The organism is Campylobacter aviculae (genome assembly GCF_005406215.1).
GTDB lineage: Bacteria > Campylobacterota > Campylobacteria > Campylobacterales > Campylobacteraceae > Campylobacter_D > Campylobacter_D aviculae.
The window spans coordinates 10,961-29,271 of sequence record NZ_NXMA01000003.1; the positions used below are offsets into that span (position 1 = coordinate 10,961).

13 protein-coding genes are annotated in these 18,311 nt (G+C 29.5%); 6 read left to right on the forward strand and 7 right to left on the reverse strand.

Annotated features, from left to right (window positions below; translation table 11 throughout):
• Positions 1 to 23: 23 nt before the first annotated feature.
• Genes hypF through CQA76_RS01805 form a run of 4 tightly spaced genes read right to left on the reverse strand, consistent with a single transcriptional unit; the run spans position 24 to position 5,703 of the window.
• Complete coding sequence (gene hypF / locus CQA76_RS01790; protein WP_137621741.1) at positions 24 to 2,210, reverse strand: carbamoyltransferase HypF; 2,187 nt, start codon at positions 2,208 to 2,210, stop codon at positions 24 to 26.
• Complete coding sequence (locus tag CQA76_RS01795) at positions 2,191 to 3,711, reverse strand: hypothetical protein (protein WP_137621742.1); 1,521 nt, start codon at positions 3,709 to 3,711, stop codon at positions 2,191 to 2,193. The genes hypF and CQA76_RS01795 overlap by 20 nt, the downstream gene beginning before the upstream one ends.
• Positions 3,712 to 3,763: 52 nt before the next feature.
• A complete protein-coding gene (locus tag CQA76_RS01800; RefSeq protein ID WP_137621743.1) occupies positions 3,764 to 4,411 on the reverse strand; it encodes a M48 family metallopeptidase in 648 nt (215 codons plus the stop codon).
• Positions 4,387 to 5,703: an MATE family efflux transporter gene (locus tag CQA76_RS01805; RefSeq protein WP_137621744.1), complete on the reverse strand. Its 1,317-nt coding sequence runs from the start codon at positions 5,701 to 5,703 to the stop codon at positions 4,387 to 4,389. The genes CQA76_RS01800 and CQA76_RS01805 overlap by 25 nt, the downstream gene beginning before the upstream one ends.
• Before the next feature lie 158 nt (positions 5,704 to 5,861).
• Between CQA76_RS01805 and ftnA the strand changes: the two genes are divergently transcribed.
• The 4 genes from ftnA to CQA76_RS01825 are packed head-to-tail and all read left to right on the forward strand — an operon-like array spanning position 5,862 to position 9,942.
• On the forward strand, positions 5,862 to 6,356 hold the full coding sequence (ftnA, locus tag CQA76_RS01810; RefSeq protein ID WP_137621745.1) for a non-heme ferritin: 495 nt from the start codon (positions 5,862 to 5,864) through the stop codon (positions 6,354 to 6,356).
• A 45-nt stretch (positions 6,357 to 6,401) separates the two neighbouring features.
• Complete coding sequence (locus CQA76_RS01815) at positions 6,402 to 7,778, forward strand: MBOAT family O-acyltransferase (protein ID WP_137621746.1); 1,377 nt, start codon at positions 6,402 to 6,404, stop codon at positions 7,776 to 7,778.
• The gene (locus CQA76_RS01820) at positions 7,779 to 8,783 is read left to right on the forward strand and encodes an SGNH/GDSL hydrolase family protein (RefSeq protein WP_137621747.1); all 1,005 of its coding nucleotides are present in this window, start codon (positions 7,779 to 7,781) and stop codon (positions 8,781 to 8,783) included.
• Entirely contained in the window at positions 8,770 to 9,942 is a 1,173-nt protein-coding gene (locus CQA76_RS01825; RefSeq protein WP_137621748.1) for an SGNH/GDSL hydrolase family protein, read from the forward strand. The genes CQA76_RS01820 and CQA76_RS01825 overlap by 14 nt, the downstream gene beginning before the upstream one ends.
• Positions 9,943 to 10,002: 60 nt before the next feature.
• Here CQA76_RS01825 and CQA76_RS01830 read toward each other — a convergent pair whose 3' ends face one another.
• From CQA76_RS01830 to CQA76_RS01840, 3 genes are read right to left on the reverse strand one after another with little or no spacing between them, the layout of a single operon-like run.
• Complete coding sequence (locus tag CQA76_RS01830; protein WP_137621749.1) at positions 10,003 to 11,355, reverse strand: TolC family protein; 1,353 nt, start codon at positions 11,353 to 11,355, stop codon at positions 10,003 to 10,005.
• Between the two features lies 1 nt (position 11,356).
• A complete protein-coding gene (locus CQA76_RS01835) occupies positions 11,357 to 13,285 on the reverse strand; it encodes an ABC transporter permease (protein ID WP_137621750.1) in 1,929 nt (642 codons plus the stop codon).
• Positions 13,285 to 14,451 (reverse strand): efflux RND transporter periplasmic adaptor subunit, encoded by a 1,167-nt coding sequence (locus tag CQA76_RS01840; protein ID WP_137621751.1) that lies wholly within the window; start codon positions 14,449 to 14,451, stop codon positions 13,285 to 13,287. Before CQA76_RS01840 ends, CQA76_RS01835 begins: the two co-directional genes overlap by 1 nt.
• Positions 14,452 to 14,616: 165 nt before the next feature.
• On the opposite strand from CQA76_RS01840, the gene dsbD reads away from it, so the two are divergent.
• On the forward strand, positions 14,617 to 16,323 hold the full coding sequence (dsbD, locus tag CQA76_RS01845) for a protein-disulfide reductase DsbD (RefSeq protein ID WP_137621752.1): 1,707 nt from the start codon (positions 14,617 to 14,619) through the stop codon (positions 16,321 to 16,323).
• Between the two features lie 256 nt (positions 16,324 to 16,579).
• The gene (locus CQA76_RS01850; RefSeq protein WP_137621753.1) at positions 16,580 to 17,851 is read left to right on the forward strand and encodes a major outer membrane protein; all 1,272 of its coding nucleotides are present in this window, start codon (positions 16,580 to 16,582) and stop codon (positions 17,849 to 17,851) included.
• Positions 17,852 to 18,311: the final 460 nt, after the last annotated feature.

Here is an 18,311-nt window from a genome sequence, read left to right on the forward strand (position 1 = left end):
ATTAAAATTTAATGAGTTAAAAATTAATCTTTATTTAAAAAATGTATCATTTGGCCTAAAGCTATAGAACTATCATTGCAAGGGTGTTTTAAAGACACAAAAAAATCAAAATTTTTAGCTTTTAAAATTTCAAGTAAGGTTTTATTTTGAAAAACTCCGCCACTTAAAATCACTTTTAAATCATAATTTTGACTATATTCTATGATGAAATTAGCCAAAGCATTAAGCATACCTGTAACAGCCTTGCTTTTTTCGTCTTTTAAAGCTCCTAAAATCAGCTCTTTGAAATTGATTTTTTCATCTTCTATGTAAAGTTTATAAGAAAAATCTAAATCTTTTTGATAAAAACTTTCACACATAAGACCTATTTGCGCCTCATAAGAACTTTCTTTTAAGTCAAAAACAATAGCACCAAAAGCGTCAATAATGCGTCCTAAAGAACTGGTTTTAAGAGTGGAATTTGCATAAATTTTTTTAAGATTTTCAAGCTTAACTTGTGGGATTTTGCTTAAAAACTCTTGAGCTACATTTTCCAATTTATAATGCCAAATCACACTTAAAGCCAAATGATATATATTTTTTATATCCGCATTGATTAATTTAAAATCATCAAAATGAGTGATTCTTTCATACTCTTTTAAATTAGCTATAAAAATTTCTCCGCCCCAAATATTACCATCATCTCCATAACCCGTTCCATCCCAAACAAATCCTAAAGCTTTTTCATGCTTTTTAAATTCCTCTTCATATTCAAAATAAGCTGCACAAAAATGTGCGTAGTGATGCTGAATTTTCATAGTTTCTTTAAAATCTTTCGTGTATAAAAAATGAGGATGCTTATCGCAAAGCACAGTATCAAATTTTAAATCATAACTTTTCTTAAAAAAATCCAAAAGTTTTGAAAATCTTTCATAAGTATCCACACTTTTCAAATCCCCAATATAAGGAGAGATTAAAATTTTATTTTGATAAAAAATCACAAATTCATTTTTAAGCTCTGATCCTAAAGCTAAAAAAGTTCCTTTCTTTTCAAGATGAGATTCTATATAACAAGGATTTAGACCTCTTGAAGTGCGTAAAAACATAGCTTGATCGCCGATTAATTGAGCTATACTATCATCGCTTGAGTTAAAAATTTCTCTATCATAATCCAAATAATAATCAAAAACCTTACCAAGCTTAGATCTTAAATCATCCTCATCTTTAACAATACTTTCACCACTTAAATTTGCACTCGTTGCCACAAGAACACCTTTAAAATACTCAAAAAGCAAAAGATGCAAAGGAGTATAAGCAAGCATAATCCCCAATCTATCAATATCAGGGGCAATTAAACTAAAACTTTTTTTTGCTTTTAAGATTACAATAGGTGCAAGCACTCCACCGATCAATTCTTCTTCATTTTTATTTAAAAACGCAAGTTCTTTAACACTGTTTATATCTTTACACATCAAAGCAAAGGGTTTTTTAGGGCGATTTTTTCTTATTCTTAATTCCTCTAAAGCTTTTTCATTAAAAGCATCACACATCAGATGAAACCCGCCCATTCCTTTAATAGCAAGGATATTTCCTTGTTTTAAAAGTTTTGCACATTCTATAAAAGCATTTTCATCTGTAGATAAAACTTCACCCTGTCTGTTTTTCAAATACACAGAAATTTTACATTCAGGACAACTGATAGGTTGAGCGTGAAAACGACGATTTGAAGGATGTTTATATTCTTTCTCACAAAAATCACACATGATAAATTCACTCATAGTAGTGTTTTCTCTATCATAGGGTAAATTTTTTATAATACTAAATCTTGGCCCACAATGAGTACAAGTGATAAAAGGATAATGAAAGCGTTTATTATTTGGATCATAAAATTCGCTTTTGCATTCTTTACAAAGTGCAAAATCACTTAAAATTGGTGTTGTCTTAATGCTTTGTTTTGAAGGGGTGATACAAAATTCATCATAAGCTTTTAAATTACATTCTAAAAGTTCGATTTTGTCTATTCTTGCAAGGGGTGGTAGATTGCTTTTTAATTGTTCTATAAACTCAAGACATTTTTCATGAGAGCAAGAAAGTAAAATTTCTACTCCAAAGCCATCATTTTTCACCTCTCCTAAAAGCTTAAGTTTAAGGGCTAACTCATAAACTAATGGCCGAAATCCTACACCTTGGACCAAGCCTGAAATTTTGATTTTAAATCCTAAGTGGCGCATTGCTTAATTTACAATCTCTTAAGTGTTTTAAAGTATTTTTAAGCAAAGATTTATGTTCAAACAAAGATCCGCTTACAATAGCTATTTGGGCTTGCTTTTTTGATCTTAACTCATCATACATATCGCGTAAAAAATAACTCAAACTCTCCACAGCTCCATAAGCAATATTGGTACTATCAACCCCAGCAAGCATAAAACTCATAGCAGAACGCAAAGTTCTTGTATAATCAAAACTTTTATCCTCTTTTAAACGATAATCTATCTTAACCCCACGCGGCATTTTGGTTTCATCCGCTATTTTTAAAAGCTTTTCTCCAGCAATATTAAAATTTTCATCCAAATTTAAAATTCTGCCCAAAATACAAAATAAAGAATAAAAATTATTTTTCAAGGTAAATTCTTCATCTAAAAGTGGAAATTCTTTTGAAAAATTAGATAAAAGCTTAGCTCCAATCTCATCTTCTTGGATTTCTTCATAAAGCTTTTTAAAACTTTTAGGTAAAGAAAGTTTTAACAAATTAAACTCTTTATTAGCAAGCAAAATATCTTCATAATCCTTACTAAGCTCCAAAATAAAAGCTTCTTCTTTAAAGCGACTTAGGATATAAGAAATTCTTGCCATATTTTTATCTTCTTTAGAAAAAATAAGTTCCCTTGCTTTATAGTTAATAAATTCAAAACCCTGTAAAATAACGATTTTTTCATCTAAACTCATCACTTCAAAATCTTTTGACTTCTCTTCAATTTTTTTAACACTTAAAAAATGAAAATCTTGATTATAAAGTTCATTGCACACAGCAAAACTAAATAAATCCTGTGCTAAAGTCAGTTTAAATTCATGCAAATCTAAATTATATTTTTTTCTAAACATAGCATTCAATCTTAGCTTAATTAAAGGTTTTTCCAAACTTGCAAGAAGTTTTAAATTCTCATTAGAACAAACAAAAATCGTTTGAATGGCTTTAATATCACAAGCCATTAAAAAATCGCACTCAAATTCTTTATCAAAAAGTTTTAATTTGTAGCTTCCTTTATGATTTTTCAAATAAATTTCTTGCTTATTTTTAAGTATTTGCAAAGCATTTTCTAAAAATGTATGAAAGTTATTCTTATCTATTTTTTCAAAATTCAAGCCGTCTAATGAAAATTCATTCTCACAAAAAATATCCCACTCATTAGCTAAAAGTTCTTTTCTTTCTACATAAGCACTTGAATTTAAATGGGTAATATAAGGAAATTTTTCACATTCACCAAGATGAAAATCCAAATTGTTTAAACCACTCGCCGCTCTTACATCAAATTTCTTTAAAAAAATACTATTACTCATATCTTTTAAACTTTCGCAAAAAGAGCTCAACTCATCCTCACTGCCCTCAATTTGAAAGACAATCTTGCTTTCTTTTCTATCAAAACTGCATCGATATCCTTTTGCATAAAATTGCAAAAGATATATAAAATAATCATTATCTCCAATATATTCAAATTCAAATTCTAAAACCAAATTATTTCCTTCATTTTCATAAAACTATAGTATAACAAAAATTTAAATCAAATTACTTTTTAAATTCTTTCTCTCTTTGCCTAAAATCCTTCATATAAAATGCTAAAAAATCATAGAATTCTTGACTATGATTAGGATATTTTAAATGTGCTATTTCGTGTAAAATAACATATTCTATTGCTTTTAAACTTTTTTCTAAAAGTTTTAAATTTAAATTAATATAGCCCTTTTTATGATTACAAGATCCCCAGCGTGTTTTCATTTTTTTAATGCTTAAATGCGTATAAAAAAGACCTGTTTTTTGCGTCCATCTTTTCAGATAAAAAGAAAAAATAATTTTAGAATTTTTCCTTAAAAAAGACTCAAATTCTAATTTAGAAGGAGTATGAATTTCGTTTTTTAAAATTTTTGTTTTAAAAAGATTTTCTTTTAAAATCAACCGATATTTTTTACCTAAAAAATAAACTTGATCCGCTTCATTAGTCTTATTTTGAAAATCAAGCCACGCTTTTTTTATCCAATCTTCATTTTTAATTAAAAATTTTTCAATATCTTCCAAAGCATAATGATAAGGTAAACTTAAACAAAATTCACCTCTTTCATTTAATCTTAAATATAAATTTTTAATGGATTTTTTTTGATAAAAAAATACCCAATCATTCCAAAAAAATTCTTTTATACTAGAGCTTTGCCTTGCCATTTTTTACTTTTCCATCTATAAGCATTAACAAGCCCTCTTAAAGATTCATCCGCACAATAACCTATCCAAATTCCTAAAATTCCCAGATTATAATGAAAACAAAGTATATATCCCACAGGTAAAGAAACTCCTAGCATAAATACCATACCACTAAAAAATGGGAATTTAGCGTCTCCACTCGCCCTTAAAGCATTTACCATTACTATATTGAAAGTGCGTGAAATTTCAAGAAAAATAGAAAGTGCAAACAAAGGAAGCATAATTTCTCTAAGTTCTTGCTTTAAATCTAAAAGATCCATAGTAAAATCTTTCAAGCAATAATGAGTTAATGCAACTACAATCGTAACCATAATACTAAAATAAAGCGCTCTCCAAGTGTGCTTATACGCTATATTTTCATATCTTGCGCCCACTAACTTTCCTACGATGATTTCATTGGCAACACTCATAGCAATTCCCACCATCATAATCAACAAAGATAGCTGAAAATAAATCGTTTGAACACTGAGATTTTCTTTTCCGAGACTCGCAACAAAACTAAAACTAATGATATATTGACTGATCCAAATGAGATTTTCTCCAGCCGAAAAACCGCCTATACTAAAGACTTTTTTCAAAACTTCCTTCTCGAGTCTTAGCATTTCTTTAATTTTAATATAGATCTTAAGTTTATAAGCAAGGATTAAAACCATAGCAATGACGGCAACCACTCTTGCAACGATATTGCTTATCCCTACGCCAAAAAGTTCTAATTGTGTAAAATGAAGAACATAAAAATTGCCTATAACAACGATTATATTCATCATAAAACCCACCATCATCACCCAATAAGCCATATTATAAACTCTAATAATTGCCGACAATATCAAACCTATAGCATCAAAAACAAGACATATTGCAAGCATATCAAGATAAATTTGACTATCTTTTAATAATTCTTTAGGTATATTTAAAAGATTAAGCAAGAGTTCGCTTTGCCATAAAATAAAACTCCCGCAAACCAAACCAAAAAGCAAATTTAAAAACAAACTTTGGTGGATTACTTTTCTAGCCAATATAGCATCCTTTGCCCCAATCGCTTGAGCAACAACAACACTACACCCTACACTTAAAAAACCAAAAACCGTGATAAATAAATCGACAATTTCATTACCAGCCCCCATAGCCCCAACTAAATCATTAGAATAGTGAGATACCATAGCAGTATTGACAATAACGCTAAGAAATCTGAAAAATAAATCCCAAAAAATAGGAATACTAAGTCTTGATAAAGAAAAATTTTTTTTAGCCATTTATTTTTATTCCTTATTTTCTTAGATAAATTTAAGATTTTAACGAAATTTTTCTTAAATATTTAGAATAAATGTTTTAATTAAAAATTAAAATAAAAATAATAAAAAATTAGATATTATCTCAAAAAAAATATTTTTACAATAAAAAAGGAGATGAAATGCTTTCAAAAGAAGTAGTAAGATTGCTTAATGATCAAGTCAATAAAGAAATGTATGCAGCAAATTTATATTTGAGTATGAGTTCTTGGTGCTATGAAAATAGCTTTGATGGAGCAGGAGCATTTTTGTTTGCGCACGCAAGCGAGGAAAGCGAACACGCAAAAAAACTCATTACCTATCTTAATGAAACAGATTCTCATGTTGAACTTAGAGAGGTTAAACAACCAGAACAAAATTTCAGTTCTTTACTCGATGTTTTTGAAAAAACATACGCACATGAACAAAGCATTACAAAATCAATCAATGAGCTTGTAGAGCATATGCTTGCCAATAAAGACTATTCTACTTTTAATTTCTTACAATGGTATGTAAGCGAACAGCATGAAGAGGAAGCACTTTTCCGCGGTATAGTGGATAAAATTAAACTCATTGGCGAAAGTGGCAATGGGCTTTATTTAGCTGATCAATACATCAAAAGCATAAAATTAAAATAAAAATTTTGCCTAAAAAGGCAAAATCACATTGATTGGGATATTTGTATGACTTATTTTTCTTTAGAATTTAGCATCTTAATGATAGTATTTTTTGCTATTTATTGGTTATTTCACGATGATTATAAAATACAAAATATTTCAATTTTAATTTTTTCTTATACAATCTATATTCTAATCAATCCTTATTTTGCCCTAATTTTATTTGTATATACTTTTTTTATACACTATTTTGCTTTACTGATCTTCGTCCGTAGAAAATGTTATATTTTCGCTACCTGTATTGCTTTTATTATTTTGAATTTATGTTTTTTTAAATATTTTGCAAGTATTAAAACCAGTTTTGATCTTGTAATGAATTTTTTTGGCTTAGATTTTATCGATTTAGATATCATATTTCCAATAGGAATTAGCTTTTACACCTTTGCTTCGATCACCTATCTTGTAGAAGTTCATAAAAAACGCCGTTTGGAAAGCTTTTTAAATTTAGCTATATTTTTATCTTTTTTTCCAACCTTGCTTTCAGGGCCTATTATGCGAAGTTCATTCTTTTTTGAACAAGCTTATAAAAAACGCGAATTTAAGCACGCGGATTTGATTATCGTTTTGCTAATTTTTGGCATAGTTAAAAAAGTTCTCATAGCTAATTATTTAGGAATTTATTCTAAAAGCATTTTAGATTTTCCACAATCTTACAATTTTGTACAACTTTTAAGTGCAGTTTATGCGTATGCTGTTCAAATTTATTGTGATTTTAGTGGTTATGTAGATTTAGTATGTGCTTTTGCATTAATGCTGGGCTTTAATCTACCACTAAATTTTAATATGCCTTATCTCTCTAAAAATCTTAAAGAATTTTGGTCAAGATGGCATATTAGTCTTTCAATGTTTATAAGAGATTATATTTATATCCCATTAGGTGGAAGTAAAAAAGGTTTGCCACGTACTATAGCCAATATCTTTATAGCCTTTATACTTTCAGGTATATGGCACGGAAATACTTTAGGTTTTTTAATCTGGGGTTTATTACACGGTATTGGTATTGCTTTTTTACATTTACTAGCCTTAACAAAATTTAGTTTGCAAAAAATTCCTGCTCTTGGACGATTTTTAACCTTTCAATTTGTATGTTTTGCTTGGATTTTCTTTTATTATAATAAAGCCTTAGAAGATTTAATAGAATATTTTAAAGCTTGTTATTATAATTTTTTCCAAGTGCCAAGTTACAATGATATCTATGTTCTTGTAAGCTTTGCTGTTCTTTTTATGATTTATCCTTTATTTATTAATTTTAAAGAGTATTGTGTCAAAATTTTAAACCTTACTCCGTTTTTGCTAAAACCTTTTATTATTACCTTTATTTTACTTCTGGTATTTGCCTTTATGCCAGATGGAATTCCTGAATTTATTTACTCGAGTTTTTAAATGAAAATAGTTAAATTTTTCTTTATTTTAGTTACAGTGTTTTTGTTGGTTTTAATTGTTATGAATCAAAGTATTAGTTTATACATAGAACAAAAATATCATTTTATATTTTATCCACAAAATGATATTTTAAAAGAAGCAAATGGTTTTAAAATCAAGCTTGAACAAATTCGTGCCATACTTAGCAACGAACCTTTACCTCAAGAAAATACAGAAGCTGATCTTCAAATAAATAACGAAATTATAGATGAAAATACAGATGTAAATGACAGCATAGAATCAAACACAAATATAGAACAAAAACCTATACAAGAAGAAAATATCACTATTTCTAAACAAAACACTCATCTTACTAACACTCGATTAGAGGTTGACCCAAATAAAGAATTTTTATTTATAGGCGACTCTTTAATGCAAGGAGTTGCCGTAGCTTTAAATAAAAATTTAAGAAATTTAGGCCTGAAAGCAACCGATATAAGCAAACAAAATACAGGACTTTCTTACAAATCTTATTTTAATTGGGCTAAAGCTACCAAAGAAGCTCTTTCTAAAAATCCCAATATAAAATATTTAGTTATCTTGCTAGGAGCAAATGATCCTTGGGATATAAAAAAGGGTGGGAATTATCTTCGTTTTGGAACTCCTCCTTGGAGAGAAATTTATAAAAGTCGTGTAGATGAAATCATTAAAATAGCTCAAAAATATAAAGTTAAAATTTTATGGTTTGAAATTCCTCCGGTTAAAAAAGATAGTTTAAATAAAAAAATTCAAATTTTAAATAAGATTTACAGCCAAGAAATTCTTAAAAATAAAGAAATTTTCATCAATACTCAATCATTTTTCAGCGTCGACAATGAATACTCAACTTATATTAAAAATGAAAACAATAAAAGTATAAAAATGAGAACAGATGATGGTGTTCATTTTACATCAAATGGTGCAAAAGCTATGTCAAAACTTTTATTAAATCATATAGAAATTAAGGATGAAAATGTCAGCCAGTAGATTAAAAATATTTCTTCTCTCTCTTATATTTTTCACCAATTTATATGCAAATGATACAAATGACGTTATAGAAAAAATACTCAATCAAACCAAAAATCACCCCGCATTAAAAAACTATGCACTTCAAAAAGATTTAAAAGTCTTAGAAAAAAAACTTAAAAATGAAAAAGATATAAGCATTAGAATTTTTGGCGATTCACACATGGCTGCTGATTTTTTCCCAAGAGTGCTTAGAGGCTATCTAATCAAATCTAATTCAATTGGCTTTGCTCACGCATTACAACCCAAATATCAACAAAATTTAAATCTCAAATACTCCTATAAAGACTTTAAAATTCTAAATTCTAGAAATCCTGAAAATGCAACACTTAACTTTCCTTTAGGTGGTATCATAGCTAAAGCTAAAAATAAAGACGCAAAAATCAATCTTGATACAACCTTAGATAAGAAAAAATTTCAAGTAGGATTTTTATTTAAAGCTAAACACAACACCAATGCTTTCGCTATAAAAGACTCTCAAGGTAAAAATTATCAATTACGTTCCATACAAACAAATAAATGGTCTTATAAAAAATTAGAACTAACTTTTCCTTTGCAAATTTCGGCCTTGCAAAAAGATGCTGAACTTGGAGGATATTTTATCACAAATGAAAAAAATAATGCTTTTTTAGATACGATTGCTATCAATGGTGCAAAAAGTGATATATGGCTTTCTTGGAATCCATCGGTTGTAAAAAATGAATTGGAACTTTTACATAATGATTTAATCATACTTGCCTATGGATCTAATGATGCACTTTTTAAAGGTTTTGAAAAACAAAAATTCAAAAACAATCTTAAACACTGGATCAAAATGCTAAAAAGCTATAATAAAAATGCTGTCATTATGCTGATCTCTCCTCCAACCGTAGTACAAAAAAAGGGTAAAAAATATATCTTAGCTAATGATTTTTTTACCATACGCGAAGCTCTTTATGAGATTGCAAAAGAAGAAAAAACCCTTATTTTTGATATGCATCAATTTATGCAAGAAAGTGGAGGTAAAAATGAATGGATTAAGCAAAAACTTTCACTAAAAGACGTTCATCTTACCGTAAAAGGCTATGAATTGATGGCTAAAAAAGTACTTGAGGATTTAAAAAGATACATACATTATTAATTTAAAACCCTATAATTTTTAAATTTTTATAGAGTTTTCTAAAAGAATTTCAATTTTTATCTACATACCCAAAGCTGTAATTTGATAATACAAATTGATCGTTTTCAAGAGATTAAATCTCGCTCTTAAAAGTTCTTGATTGCTAGAATTTAAAGCATTAGAAGCATCTAAATAATCCTTTAGTTCGCTTTTTCCTAAATTGTATTTTTCAAAATAAGCCTTCTCAATCATTCTTTGTTTTGTATTGATATCTTTTAAATTTTTCAAAAGTAAGGCATTGCTTTGATAATCTTTATAATTAAGCTCATATTCATTGATCGCACTTTGCAAAATTTGTTCGTATTCTACCAAAAGTTTATCGTATTCAAATTCTGAAATTTTGATATTTTGACGCACTCTACCATAATCAAGAAAAGGAAGGGAAATTTTAACATTCCCGCTTAAAATTTCAAATTTAAAACTATCATCAAATTTTTCATCACTACCATTTAAAGATCCTCCTAAAGAAACGCTTGGTAACATAGATTTTTGCATAGAGGTATAATCCTTAAAAGCTGATTTTAAGTTATTTAATTTCGAACGTACATCTGGACGATAAGCAAGAGTTTCTAAAGGGATATTAAATTGAGGTTTTAACTCTTTAAAGTCAGATAAAGATAAGGTTTTAAAATACTCTATATAGGAAAACCCTTCTTTTTTACCCAATAAATCTTGCAGATTTTTTATCAACAAATTTATATTTTGTTCATTGCTTAAAAGATTTTGTTTTGCTCTTAATACGCTTTGATCTAAATTCAACAAATCAAGCTCTTCTATTTTTCCAAGCTTATACTTATAAGTATAAAGTTCTTGCATTTGGCTTAAATTTTTAAAATATTGCTCGAGTAAATTTTGCACATCGTTAAAATACGCAAGCTCGAAAACATCGTTTAAAGCTGTATTGATCATACTTATTTGTAAATTTTGCAAATCATACTCGCTTGCTTTTGCGCTAAATTCACTTGCTTTTGCACTATCTCTTATTTTTCCATAAATGTCAAGCTCATAGCTCAAATTCAAAGCGTTGTTAAAATTTTTACTCTCCAAGCCTGAATTTAAATTTTTACTTTCTCCAAAACCCAAATTCGCACTCAAGCTAGGATATAAATCATAATCAATCAAATCCGCCCTAGCTAAAGCACTAAGCAAATTAAGCCTTGCGACTTTAACATCACTATTGTTTTTCAAAATATAAGCTATAAATTCATCTAATTTTTGATTATCATACGCTTTATACCAATCATAACTTATATTTAAATCTTTTAAATCATTTTGACTTATTTTAGCCTCTTTAGGTAAAACAAGTTTTGCTCCACAAGCACTTAGAAAAATACTTAGAAAAATACTTAGAAAAATACTTAGAAAAACCTTCATTTTATTCCTTTGATAAAGCGCTAATAGGATTTAAATTCGCCGCATTCCTAGCGGGAAAAAACCCAAAAATAACCCCAATTAACATAGAACTTAAAAGCCCCAAAAGCACAGAATAAAAATTTAAAACCATAGGAAAATCAGTACTTAAATGATTGAAAGCAAAAATCACAAACACAGATAAAATCACTCCCAAAACCGCCCCCATGGTGCATATCATCACAGCTTCGATCAAAAACTGCATCATGATATCTTCTCTTCTAGCGCCTATAGCCATACGAATTCCTATTTCCCTCGTCCTTTCACTCACTGAAACAAGCATAATATTCATCACGCCAATCCCTCCAACAATAAGAGCAATCACCGCCACACAAGCTGTAAGTATGGTTGTCGTTTTTTTATTTGCCGTAATGGCTTGTTTAAATGTATCAGAATTGAAAGTAAAAAAATCCTTTTGTCCTCTTTTTATAGTTAAAACCCGTATGATTGCATTTTCAGCCAAACTAGAATTCACATTATCTTTTACCTTAATAACTATTTCACGTAATTTTCTATCACCCGTAATCTTATTCATAAGCGTCGTATAAGGGATATAAAGACGCACAACATTATCTTCAAACATTTTATTTTGATCTTTTTTCAAAATTCCTATAATCTTAAAAGGTTGAGAATTAAAAATGACCACACGCCCTAAAACATCTTTATTACTCAAATCAGGAAATAAATTCTTTTTAGCATTAAAATCAATCACAGCAACATTAGAACTATTGATCACATCATCTTCACTCAAGATTCTTCCTATATCTATCTTTAAACCATCGATCGCAAAATTATTCACCCCTACCCCTTCAGCCTTAGCATTTAAGGATATATTGGTATAAGTTGCCACACCTGAAGTACTAGCATACGCATCCACAGCTTCTAAATAACTCAAACTCCTTAAAGTTTGCAAATCGCTAAAATTAAGTCTTGTTTTACCTGAACGCAAATCACCAAACCCTTTTCCAGGCAAAACAGATATACTGCTAGTTCCAAGTTCTGAAATCGATTGTAAAACTTTTGCCTGAGAACCAAGTCCTAAAGCCACCACGCAAACCACAGAAGCAATACCTATGATAATACCAAGCATAGTCAAAATGGAACGCAATTTGTGTGCGATGATAGAAGAATAAGCGATTTTAAAACATTCAAAAGCTTGATTTTTAAGCAAGGTTAAAGTCTTTTTTTCTTTTTGCATCGTTTTGAGTGCAATTTCTTGCGAGACTATTTTATTTTCCTTGCTATCACTCAAAATTTCACCATCTTTTATTTCTATAATCCTTTTAGCCTGTTGTGCAATTTTTGGATCGTGAGTTACTAAGACTATAGTATGACCTTGCTTGTTTAATTCTTGTAAAATTTCAAGCACCATAATCCCACTTTTACTATCCAAAGCTCCGGTTGGCTCATCGGCTAAAATCAACTCTCCACCATTCATCAAAGCTCTAGCTATAGAAACGCGTTGCTGCTGCCCACCGCTTAATTCATTTGGCTTAGAATCAAGCTTATGTCCTAATTCAAGATTAGCCAAAAGTTCTTTGGCTTTTTGTTTTCTTTCTTGCACACTTTTTCCTGCATATACAGCAGGTAAAGAAACATTCTCGCTAGAATTAAGCAAATTTAAAAGATTATAACGCTGAAAAATAAAACCTATTTTTTCACGCCTCAATCTTGCTTTTTCATCATTATTAAGTTTGGTTACTTCATATTCTTCAAGGATATAACTCCCACTACTTGGAACATCTAAAGTCCCTATGATATTCAATAAAGAAGTCTTACCACTTCCGCTTTGTCCGATAATCGCTACAAATTCGCCTTTTTCTATACAAAGGCTCACGTTTTTCAAAATAGCATTTTCGCCTATATTTTTACAAATATTTTTTAAGTAAATCATCAAAATCTCAATTTCATCTTAGAAGCAAGCCCATCTGCACTAGAGCTAACTATCAAATTTTCATTTTCACTCACACCTTCTAAAATTTGAGTATTGATCGAGTCTTTGATTCCAAGTTTTACATATTTTTTAACCGCTTTTTCATTTTCTAAAACTTCAACATAATACCCATTTTCATCATTTTTAATCGCATAGCTTGGAACGACAACCACATCTTTAGCACTTGCTACAACGATTTCATTTTGAACACTCATTCCTATACGCAAAAAATTATCTTTATTAGGAACGTAAAATTTTGCATAATAATAAATCGCATTTGAGGTTGAACTAGAAGAACTTGAACTAGAACTTGAATTGGTATTAGAATCACTGACTGTAGTATCCGCTGGATCTATACTTGCTATTTTTGCTTGATAAGTTTTTTGAGGATCATTAAGCAAAGAAAAATTAAGTTCCGTTCCCACCTTAATCTTGCTAACATCCGCTTCTGCGATTTCCATTCTAACTTCCATTTCATCTAAATTGGCTATGCGAACTATGGTAGGGGTATTTTGATTGGCATTGACGGTTTGCCCCTCATCAACAGCAACGTTGATAATAATACCATCCATAGGTGCAGTGATCGTAGTATAACCCAAATCCTTTTGTGCATTTTTAAGCGTGATTTCAAGCTGAACTACTTGTGCATTAAGATCAGCAACACTTGCCTTTAAAGCATAATAATTGTTTTTTTGAGTTTCTAAATTTTCTAAAGAACTTGCTTTAATCGCATAAAGCTTTTTTTCCCTTTCGTATTGCTTTAAAGCGATATCTAAAGCAACCTCTTTACTTTCTAAATTCGCCTTAGCACTTTGTAATTGTGCTTTTGTGATATCTAAATCATTTTGTTGTTTATCTTTGTCAATTTGTGCGATCAAATCTCCCTGTTTTACACGAGATCCCACATCCACATAAAGCTTTACAATCTGTCCGCTAACCTGTGCTCCCACATCAACTTGATCCTTAGCATAAACCTTTCCAATGGCTTCTATGGATTGAGATATATTTTCTCTTTGTATTTTTTGAGTGAGATAAGCCACCTTTTCATTTCCATAAAAAAATACAAAATAAATTCCAATAACAATCACAATCAAAAACATTGTAAAAAAAACAATCTTTTTTTTCATTAAAAAACCTTAAATCACTTGTTTTGTAATTAAAATAAATTATCGTGGATTATTATAAATTTTTAACGTTTAAATTAAATTAATGGATTTAATTTTATATTAAAACTTTTCCAGACATTTACCACAAAAAAATATAATGCGTTTAAAAATACTTAAGGAGTATCATTGCGTTTTATTGTATTATTACTATTAAATTTTTATATTTCTTTTGCTTCCATTTTATCTTTAAACGATGCTTTTCATATCAATTCAAAATCTTACGATAGTTCCGTTAATATCAATATCAAATTAGGAAAAGATATCTATTTATACGCAGATAAAATAAAGCTTCATATTGACGATAAAGACTTAACGCCTTTTTTAAATTTCCCACCAAGTATTCAAAAGGATAATGAAAAAGTATATTTTAAAGAGCTTGATTTGACTTTACCTGAATTGCTTTTACAAAATTATGCCAAAAACAACCTTTCTCAAATCAAGCTTGAATTTCAAGGCTGTTCCAAACAAGGCCTATGTTACAACCCACAAACTTGGTATTTTGATCTAAGCTATAAAAACAATCATTTTTCAATCTCCAAACCTTACAAAGAAAATAAACAAGCTAAACAAAATTTTAACCCCAAATCCGAAGAAGGAATGATCGCTAATTTTTTAGCCACCGATAATCTTTTTTGGATTTTGCTTAGTTTTTTTGGTTATGGAATTTTACTTTCACTTACCCCTTGCATTTTGCCTATGATTCCTATTTTATCTTCTTTGATCATCGCAAAAAGCGGAGTAAAAAATTCTAAAAAGCATAGTTTTTTACTTTCATTTGTTTATGTATTTTCTATGTCTTTAGCTTACGCTATAGCTGGAGTGATTGCGAGTTTTTTAGGCGCGAGTGTGCAGGGTATTTTACAAAAACCTAGTGTTTTGATTATTTTTGCACTCATTTTTGTCCTTTTTGCTTTAGCGATGTTTGACGCTTTTCGTTTTGAACTTCCTTTAAAATTTCAAAATTTCATACATAAAAAAAGCGATAACAAAAAAGGCATTATAGGTATAGCCATTATGGGATTTTTATCTGCCTTAATCGTAGGACCTTGTGTAGCAGCCCCTTTAGCTGGAGCCTTAATCTATATCGCAAATACCAAAGATGCATTGCTTGGTGGGAGTGCCCTTTTTGTGATGAGTTTTGGTATGGGAATTCCTTTACTTTTTATAGGTTTAGGTTTGGGATTTTTAAAGCCAGGTGCTTGGATGGAAAAAGTCAAACTATTTTTTGGCTTTGTTATGCTTGCGATGGCGATTTGGATACTCTCTCGTATCATAGCGGCAAACTATATCTTAATAGCTTTTGGAATTTTAGGTGTATTTTTTAGTGTTTTTATGGGAATTTTTGAAAAGGCTTTCAATACCTTAGCTAAAATCAAAAAAAGTATCTTAGTTTTAGTTTTAAGCTATTCTCTTAGCCTATTTTTAGGCGGACTTTTTGGGGCAAAAGATTTTTTAAATCCTTTAAATTTTAACACGCATGTAAAACAACAAAGCAAGACTTTAAGCTATCATTTTATAAACAATCTTGATCAAATCAAACAAGAAATCAAAAACAATCCAAACGTAATGCTTGATTTTACCGCATCTTGGTGTGAAAATTGCAAACTTTTAGATGAACTTACCTTTAGCGATCAAAGAGTGATACAAAAAGTAAAAAATTATAAGCTGATTAAAGTAGATGTGAGTCAAAATAGCGATGAGGAGATAAAAACTATGCAAAATTTTGGCGTTTTTGGGCCTCCTGTTTTGATTTTTTTTGAAAAGGGTGAAGAAAAATTAAAAATCACAGGTTTTATCAGTGCAGATGATTTGTTGGAAAAATTAAAGCCATAGCTTTATTTTGTAAAATTTTTGAAATAAATTATAAAATTTATAATTACTTATCATTTACCTTTTATATCTATACTTTCACAATGAGTAAAACATTCATAAGAAAACTCCTTAAATACACCTAGCCAGGCTTTTAGGCTAGGTTTTTTACCTCCAAAAAAAGCTAAATTCATAACCTTAAGCGTTTTTTAAGATAAAATTCCGTTTTTTATGCTACAATTACATTGTTTTAATTTAATTTTTATGAAGGAGAATTCTCATGAAACTAGTTAAACTTAGTTTAGTTGCAGCTCTCACTGCAGGTGCTTTTTCAGTAGCTAGCGCTACTCCAGTAGAAGAAGCAATCAAAGATATCGATGTATCTGGAGTATTAAGATACAGATATGAAGGTGCTAACTTTGATAATGATTTCCCTGGTCAAAGAAGCAACTTAATGACAAGCAGACAACAACATTTGTATAAAGCACAATTTAATTTCAGCGCTGCTATAGCTGATAATTTTAAAACTTTCGTTCAATTTGATTATGGTGCTAAAGATGGTGGTTATGGTCCTAATGTAATTCAAAACGATAAAAATACTCTTGCTGTTCGTCAATTATATTTAACTTATACAGATGAAAATATAGCTACAAGCGTAATCGCTGGTAAACAACAACTTAACACTATTTGGACAGACAACGGAATCGATGGTTTAGTTGGAACAGGTGTAAAAGTAGTGAATAATAGCATTGATGGTTTAACTTTAGCTGCTTTTGGTGTAGATAGCTTTATGACTAGTGAGCAATCAAGTAAAAGTGCTGATGGAACATATTATGTAGGTGATATGGGTCCAATCATGAGTCTTATTACTTTAGATGGGTTTCCAGGTAATCTCTATGGTGGTGCTGCTATAGGTTCTTATGAAGCTCTTGGTGGTGATTTTAATCCACAATTATGGTTAGCTTATTGGGACAATGTAGGATTTTTCTATGCTTTAGATATGGCTTATAGCACAACTATCTTTGATGGTGTAAATTGGACTCTTGAAGGTGCTTACTTAGGAAATGCTATGGATAACGATTATGATAAATATGGCATTGACAATGGTAACTTCTTCGGCTTAAGAGGAAGTATCGAAGTTGCTGGTTGGGATGCTAGCCTTGGTGGTTTATACTACGGGGATAAAGATAGAGCAACTGTAACTACAATTGAAGATCAAGGAAATATCGGATCTTTACTTGCTGGTCAAGAAATTTTCTATTCTGAAGGTTCAAACCTTAATGGTGATTTAGGTAGAAACTTATTTGGTTACATCACAGCTGGTTACACTTTTGATGAAATAGTTCGCGTAGGTGCTGACTTAGTATATGGTGGAACTAAAACAGACACTCATAGCGGTGGTAAAAAATTCGAAGCAGTTGCAAGAGTAGATTACAAATACTCTCCAAAACTTGACTTCTCAGCATTCTATTCTTATCTAAATGTAGATAGAGATCACGATGCAGATGGCGATCACAACGCTATAAGACTTCAAGCTCTTTACAAATTCTAAGAACGATATAAAATTTCACTCTTTTAAAGCTAGGTTTAAAAGCCTAGCTTTTTTTATGCCTCAAAAATAATTAAAATTTTACCTTTATAAGTATTTATTTTCTTTTGATATATTTTCTTTAGATTTTACAATAATAATTTACTAAATAATATTTTGTTTCTTTGCGATTATACTTAATGTAAAACTTGATTTTTGTAATTATATAAAATAAAAAATTCTATTATTTTAATATTTATTTTTAAAAATGTTTTAGAAGATTAAAGCAAATTTTAAAGCTTTACGATTTCTTTGAAATGATTTTTTTTAAAGGGTTGTTTTTTGGCAATAAGATTTTCTGATTTGGAGTATAAAATATGAAAGTTTATAGAAGTATATAAACACAAGATCAAAAAGAGAAGTGAATTCTACATAAAAAGAAAATGATAAACAATATGATTGTAATATCAACAAGGTTTTTTAA

Excerpts from the sequence above, each read along its gene's own strand:
- CQA76_RS01840 (WP_137621751.1), bottom strand. The coding sequence starts at position 14,451 with ATGAAAAAAAAGATTGTTTTTTTTACAATGTTTTTGATTGTGATTGTT.
- CQA76_RS01825 (WP_137621748.1), top strand. The coding sequence starts at position 8,770 with ATGTCAGCCAGTAGATTAAAAATATTTCTTCTCTCTCTTATATTTTTC.
- CQA76_RS01800 (WP_137621743.1), bottom strand. The coding sequence starts at position 4,411 with ATGGCAAGGCAAAGCTCTAGTATAAAAGAATTTTTTTGGAATGATTGG.
- ftnA (WP_137621745.1), top strand. The coding sequence starts at position 5,862 with ATGCTTTCAAAAGAAGTAGTAAGATTGCTTAATGATCAAGTCAATAAA.
- CQA76_RS01815 (WP_137621746.1), top strand. The coding sequence starts at position 6,402 with ATGACTTATTTTTCTTTAGAATTTAGCATCTTAATGATAGTATTTTTT.
- hypF (WP_137621741.1), bottom strand. The coding sequence starts at position 2,210 with ATGCGCCACTTAGGATTTAAAATCAAAATTTCAGGCTTGGTCCAAGGT.
- CQA76_RS01835 (WP_137621750.1), bottom strand. The coding sequence starts at position 13,285 with ATGATTTACTTAAAAAATATTTGTAAAAATATAGGCGAAAATGCTATT.
- CQA76_RS01830 (WP_137621749.1), bottom strand. The coding sequence starts at position 11,355 with ATGAAGGTTTTTCTAAGTATTTTTCTAAGTATTTTTCTAAGTATTTTT.
- CQA76_RS01820 (WP_137621747.1), top strand. The coding sequence starts at position 7,779 with ATGAAAATAGTTAAATTTTTCTTTATTTTAGTTACAGTGTTTTTGTTG.
- CQA76_RS01850 (WP_137621753.1), top strand. The coding sequence starts at position 16,580 with ATGAAACTAGTTAAACTTAGTTTAGTTGCAGCTCTCACTGCAGGTGCT.
- CQA76_RS01805 (WP_137621744.1), bottom strand. The coding sequence starts at position 5,703 with ATGGCTAAAAAAAATTTTTCTTTATCAAGACTTAGTATTCCTATTTTT.